Origin of the sequence: Paenibacillus turpanensis, from assembly GCF_011421635.1 — a bacterium.
In the GTDB taxonomy this organism is placed as follows: Bacteria; Bacillota; Bacilli; order Paenibacillales; family YIM-B00363; genus Paenibacillus_AK; species Paenibacillus_AK turpanensis.
On sequence record NZ_WTLI01000046.1, the window covers coordinates 1 to 5,518 of the forward strand.

A 5,518-nucleotide genomic window follows, 5' to 3' on the forward strand; every position below is an offset into this window, starting at 1 on the left:
TCTCGGCGACAGGAATTACATCTTATCACGCTTGTTTCAAACTAGCAACCGGAAATTTTTACCCCAACCACATTCACTAGTTGTAAAACAATATGAGGCAAAACAATTTTGATTTGGATCGGTTTTGCACTTCCCAAATCCGTTTCATCTTACCGCGCCTCTTGGGGCGGAATAACAATATACCATCCGCAATACAAATGTGCAACACGAAAAAAATTCCACAGCGGAGTTGTATTCATTTTTTACATGATGCCTCATAAATATACCTCGCACCGCACAAAAAAGAGAAGCCCCCACAGGCTTCTCCCAATTCATAAGCGCTGGCTAACGAACCGCTTCTCTTTTCCCGTCCAATGAAACAACGGTTTCCGCCGATTTTATAGAACCCGCATCCCGCGGCGTTTCCACCGCAGTCCCGGTATCTTCAACTAATTCACGGGTCGATTGTTTAAATTCTTTGAGCGTCCTGCCGAAGGCACGGCCGATTTCCGGAAGCTTAGACGGACCGAAAATAATAAGGGCAATGATTAAAATTAAAATAAGACCAGGGATCCCCAAATTTTGCAACATATCATACCACCCCTTCTATTCTTTTTTTGGATAAACCGCAACAGCCTCAATTTCAACAAGCCAATCCGAACTAACTAACCCAGCCACAGCCATTGTCGAGCGGGCCGTCTTCGTCGGATTACTTTCCGTCCCAAAGAATTGTCCGTAGGCGTCAAACCATCCTTGATAGTCCACTTTGTTTTCCTTAGCCGGATCAGCAACTAAGTATACTCGTAGATAGATTACATCGGACAAAGTTAATCCCTTTTCTTTTAAATCCGCTTCAATTCGTTTCAAAATCCCGATCGATTGAGTTTTAGTATCACCATACCGTTCATACACGGTCTTCCCATCCTTGTTCAGCAAGGGCGGAACCGTACCACTTGTAAACAGGTATGCACTATCTGCAGGGACCGCCACCCCCGAAGCAATGGAAGAAGCCGGATTTCCGTAAAACTCAACTTCATCGATAGGTTTTGCAGGATATTTATTCGGTGTTACGACATCGGCCCCATAAGCCGTTATGGATACAATAGAAAGTGCAAGCACCACAGATGCAATAAATATAACTTTCCGATGATTTTTTTTCATAAACACTCCCCCTATTGTTTCATAACACGGTGATGAATTTGATCCACGACGAGCCGAGCCGATTCAAACGCACCCGCCATCCACCCTGTCAAGTAGCTCATATGCTCACCTGCTAAATAAATCCGCCCATCCGGCTCGTTCAGCTTAGGATAATACGTCTTTCTATCGTCGGCCGTGTAGCTTGCCCAGCCCCCAAGATGATACGGAACCTTATGCCAAGCAATTGAGAATGAAGTTTCAAACTCTTTATAATATTGGCTATGTACCTTAGCCCCTTCGGCTAAAGCATAATGTTCTCTTTCAAGTAGGCCCATATTTCCCAGCTTCACTGCTTGATCCCCGAAATTGTAATAACCTACTACAACACCTTTTTCACTCAAGTATCCGTAAGACGGATACCAAATTTGAGTTATATCCATATTGGTTTGTGTCATTCCACTAAAAATATTTTCATCCTCTTCCCAGAAGCGGCGCTTAAACTGGAATCCGATTTTACCGGTGGCCGCATAAGAGATTTTTGAAATGGCCTCAGCCATTGGAGCTGAGAAGTCGGCAGGAATACTCTTTAAAACAGACAACGGTATCGCGCAAACACAAAAGTCGCCTGTCTCCTCCACCATTTCCCCCGTTTTCGTGTTTTTACCGACAATACGCACTCCTTCGCCCGTTTGCCGAATTTCTTTCACTTCAATGCTATATTGAATTACCTTACCGAGCTTAGCAGCCATCGCCTTGCCGATAGCATCCATACCGCCTACCGGCTGAAACATCAGCATCTGCTGATCGATTGAATATTCGGAACTAAAGTTATTGCCGAATCCGGACTGTATAATCGCCTGCAAATCGTAAGGCTCATCCTGCACACCCGGATCCATACCGCCGCCTGGCCAATCCTTATAACCCCTGCGGCTGGAGCCTTTATAAAACAGGTCAGGATCAAGATCCCCTTCGCGTTTTAAATATTGCACTAATTTTTCTTTGTCCATTGGCGAAAGGGGTAAGTCCAGAACATCTTGATTGATTGCCTTTGCCAGCAACTCATGAGTATATCCGCGTAAATCCGCCTTGGCACTGCGTTTTACGATTTTTTTACCGGACAATCCCCCAACATTTTCGTTATAATAATAAGCTGCCTCATTTACGTTACCGAATATCTCAAGAGCAACCCCCAGCTCTTTACAATAATCCATAGTAATATGATGCTGAGGGATTCTTGCAGGCCCCGGATTAAAATATTGCCCCTCATCAAACCGGCATACCTGCTTGACTCCCCCTGCCTCAGTCAGCGAATCGCCTCTGCGAATCGTATAATTCCGGCCGCCGGGCCGACTTTGGGCCTCTAACACAACACAATCGTATCCACCCTTCATGAGCTCATATGCAGCCGTCATCCCGGCTAAACCGGCTCCAAGGATAACTACTTTTTTGCCATTACGTTTGGTGAGCGACAGATCCCCGCCCGAAGGCGGTTCAAACAATGCGCTTGCTTTAGATGGCATGCCCAGAAGCCCCAGGCTGCTCATTGCCGCAAAAACTGCTGTGCCACCGCCCACCTTACCGACCTTAATCAAAAAGTCTCTTCTTGATAAACCAGCAGATCCACGCTCTTCCATTTCTCCAACTCCTTTTCCTACTAGTTACAATCCAATGCTATCACGTCTTTGCATCAACAGAAGTAAATATGTTATAAAATCTAACAAATAATTTTCATTTTCTATTTTATGTGTAATATAATATTACATAAATATTCCGTAATATTGGAAAGGAAACGGATAGGAGTGTTGAAATGACGTACCAGGATAAAAAGGTGATTACTATCGGGCTCGTCAGTGAACTCACAGGGCTTTCCATCCGACAGATTCGATACTACGAGCAGCGCAAGCTGATTTTTCCAGAGCGAACAAAGGGCGGGACAAGAAAATACTCGTTTTCCGACATCGAAAAGTTAATTCAGATTTCCGAGCACATGGAAGACGGTCTACAAACCTTTGAAATACGTCAGCTTCAAAAAAAGAACATGGCTGCTTCTTATAGAGGTCTTACATCAACCTGAGCAAGCAAATAAGGCAGTGCCACTCGGCACTGCCTACTTTATTTCATAAAAAAAGCACTCTATAAAAGAGTGCCTTGCGGATTTGGCAGGCTAAGCAATCCGTAATGCATGGTCGCCGCAATCATCCGATCTTTGTATTCAATTACATCCGTTACCGGACAGCTAATTCCCATCAGCTGAAGCTGAAAACCACTACTCCTCAATTCAACTCGGTATAATCCTTGATTGGAACAGGCAAGCAATTGATTCCCAAAACGGAACAGTTGATAGAAGCATTTCCCTTCAAAGCGGACCGCTTGAAAGCCACCTCTGCGATCGCTCTGTATCAAGCAGCCGTCTGTTGTGATCCCGAGAATATAATCTTGATAAAGAACTAGACTCGTAACAGCCTTGGTCAATTGATAATCGTACCAATCCCCAGTCAATACATCGTAGTAAGCAACACCCTTTTCAAATGCAACAAACAAATAATTCGGTGTACTCACCATATCGTAAACATGCTTACCTTCGAATGCGATGCACTTCCATTGATGGTTTCCATGCAGTACAGCCAGCCCTTGATCCGTAGCCGCTAATAAGGAGCAGCAGCTTTTCGCCACACGATGACAGGAAAAACGCAAGCCGGCATTTTCCCATTCCTTATCGTTCCAATAATATAAACCTTGGTCGGTAGAGGCGAGCAGGTTTTGTTCGATTACATGCAAACGGTAAACAATCGCTTGACTTGGAAGCCCTGCATCCATACGCTCCCATTTCTCCACGTCCGATTGAATATAAATCCCTTGGCCAAAGGTAGCGGCAATAAGGTGTTCACCATCCAAGCAAGCTAAGGAAGAAACACGAATGGACATCGTTTCAAACCGGTCAATACTGCTAATGGTTAATGCATGCTGAACGGCGTCGAATAACAATCCCACTGTGACACCTCCTTCACATGCTCTTTGTTTTGCGATCGAAGCCGCTCCATACTTTGTAACATCACATAAACCTTGTTTTGAGCCTCTTTCAGCTCATAATCATCGGAGATTCGGAGTTCTCTCTTTTCTCCCGTGAGAAGATTTGTCGTTTCAATTGTATCAGGAAGCTTACCGAAAGCCTTGTGACAAAACACTGCAGTCATATGTAAGTATCCATCGATAACGTTTCGTTCCTCATCTACGAATACTTTTCTAACGTTATAGGATGTTTTCGTACACTCGATCATTTGAAAGATCATGGAGAGCTGCACACTCTGATTGAAAATCGATGTCGTGAATGATTCAAAAAGAACAATAGGCGTTTCAAGATCTCGCATATTTTCGATCCAGGTTATAAATTGACTGCTCACCTCAGATAGTACTTTTTGATAAAGAAAATAGGTCGGAAACATATTAGGCTTCAAATTCCATCTGCGAAGAAAACAATCGTAAATATGTTCTCGTGTGCGCATTTCAGGTTCGATAGTATACACATCATTTAAAGCATGATTAACAATGTATTGAACCCTTTGCTTCCAAGTAAGCCGGCAGTTTTTGTTTTTGTTGCCCCGGATGTATTTATTGCAATAATCGGTAGGGCTACGCAGCCAATCCTCAACTTCGTAATCTTTAAAGGATAAGCTTTCGAGAAAATGCGGCTCACATGGTTCGTCTGTATTTTTTGTTACCATCATGGATTACAACGATTGAGCGAACTTCTTTCCGAAGTCACGGCAGGTTTCTTTTTCATCTGCAGACGGTGATAGTTCGATCTTCAAACCTTCCAGCGTTACTTCAGCACCGATTTCCTTTGACTTTTCAATCAAAATGTCGACAGCCGCACCCACCTGCGAATAACTAGAATCACATGATCCAAAAACCGCTGCTTTTTTACCCTGAAGATTTACATCGTCCATCTCTTCATAAAAATCAAGGAATTCGTCCGGAAGCTCACCGTCACCCCAGGTATACGCACCAAACAAAATACCATCATACTCGGTTAATTCACTTGCATTTGTATCAACAACGGATTTAACCGTGATATCTATTCCAGCATCACGTACGCCATCCGCGATCGCGTCCGCCATGTCCTCGGTATTTCCAGTCATGCTTGCGTAAACCATAAGAATAGTAGCCATAATAAATAAATTCCCTCCTGGTTGATAATGATTATCATTTTTATATAATTAATGATAATGGTTCTCATTATCATTGTCAACTATTTTCTTCTATTCACAGGTAGTTGATAAGATTTCTATGAAGATTTGCTATAGGCTCAGCAATACAAAAAAACAAGCACACTGATCCATTGATCAATGTGCTTGTTTTTTAATTGGCTTGGCGGCGTCCTACTCTTCCGGGACCCTGC

General features: G+C 43.4%; 7 protein-coding genes. 1 reads left to right on the forward strand and 6 read right to left on the reverse strand.

The features are described from left to right. Nucleotides 1–324 precede the first annotated feature (324 nt). Genes tatA through GQS10_RS22595 form a run of 3 tightly spaced genes read right to left on the reverse strand, consistent with a single transcriptional unit; the run spans nucleotide 325 to nucleotide 2,753 of the window. Nucleotides 325–570, reverse strand: coding sequence for a twin-arginine translocase TatA/TatE family subunit (gene tatA / locus GQS10_RS22585; protein WP_166246538.1), 246 nt, complete (start codon nucleotides 568–570; stop codon nucleotides 325–327). 15 nt (nucleotides 571–585) lie between these two features. Then, nucleotides 586–1,140 carry a RidA family protein gene (locus GQS10_RS22590; RefSeq protein ID WP_166246540.1) on the reverse strand — a complete coding sequence of 185 codons (555 nt, stop codon included), beginning with the start codon at nucleotides 1,138–1,140 and terminating at the stop codon, nucleotides 586–588. An 11-nt stretch (nucleotides 1,141–1,151) separates the two neighbouring features. Beyond that, a complete protein-coding gene (locus GQS10_RS22595) occupies nucleotides 1,152–2,753 on the reverse strand; it encodes a flavin monoamine oxidase family protein (RefSeq protein WP_166246542.1) in 1,602 nt (533 codons plus the stop codon). A gap of 173 nt (nucleotides 2,754–2,926) precedes the next feature. Between GQS10_RS22595 and GQS10_RS22600 the strand changes: the two genes are divergently transcribed. Beyond that, nucleotides 2,927–3,193: a MerR family transcriptional regulator gene (locus GQS10_RS22600; RefSeq protein ID WP_166246544.1), complete on the forward strand. Its 267-nt coding sequence runs from the start codon at nucleotides 2,927–2,929 to the stop codon at nucleotides 3,191–3,193. A gap of 59 nt (nucleotides 3,194–3,252) precedes the next feature. Here GQS10_RS22600 and GQS10_RS22605 read toward each other — a convergent pair whose 3' ends face one another. From GQS10_RS22605 to GQS10_RS22615, 3 genes are read right to left on the reverse strand one after another with little or no spacing between them, the layout of a single operon-like run. After that, the gene (locus tag GQS10_RS22605) at nucleotides 3,253–4,110 is read right to left on the reverse strand and encodes a hypothetical protein (RefSeq protein WP_166246546.1); all 858 of its coding nucleotides are present in this window, start codon (nucleotides 4,108–4,110) and stop codon (nucleotides 3,253–3,255) included. After that, nucleotides 4,074–4,844 carry a hypothetical protein gene (locus GQS10_RS22610; protein WP_166246548.1) on the reverse strand — a complete coding sequence of 257 codons (771 nt, stop codon included), beginning with the start codon at nucleotides 4,842–4,844 and terminating at the stop codon, nucleotides 4,074–4,076. The genes GQS10_RS22605 and GQS10_RS22610 overlap by 37 nt, the downstream gene beginning before the upstream one ends. A 3-nt stretch (nucleotides 4,845–4,847) precedes the next feature. After that, a complete protein-coding gene (locus GQS10_RS22615; RefSeq protein ID WP_166246550.1) occupies nucleotides 4,848–5,288 on the reverse strand; it encodes a flavodoxin in 441 nt (146 codons plus the stop codon). Nucleotides 5,289–5,518: the final 230 nt, after the last annotated feature.

Coding starts and splice junctions, on each gene's coding strand:
- tatA (WP_166246538.1), bottom strand. CDS start 570: ATGTTGCAAAATTTGGGGATCCCTGGTCTTATTTTAATTTTAATCATT.
- GQS10_RS22590 (WP_166246540.1), bottom strand. CDS start 1,140: ATGAAAAAAAATCATCGGAAAGTTATATTTATTGCATCTGTGGTGCTT.
- GQS10_RS22595 (WP_166246542.1), bottom strand. CDS start 2,753: ATGGAAGAGCGTGGATCTGCTGGTTTATCAAGAAGAGACTTTTTGATT.
- GQS10_RS22600 (WP_166246544.1), top strand. CDS start 2,927: ATGACGTACCAGGATAAAAAGGTGATTACTATCGGGCTCGTCAGTGAA.
- GQS10_RS22610 (WP_166246548.1), bottom strand. CDS start 4,844: ATGATGGTAACAAAAAATACAGACGAACCATGTGAGCCGCATTTTCTC.
- GQS10_RS22615 (WP_166246550.1), bottom strand. CDS start 5,288: ATGGCTACTATTCTTATGGTTTACGCAAGCATGACTGGAAATACCGAG.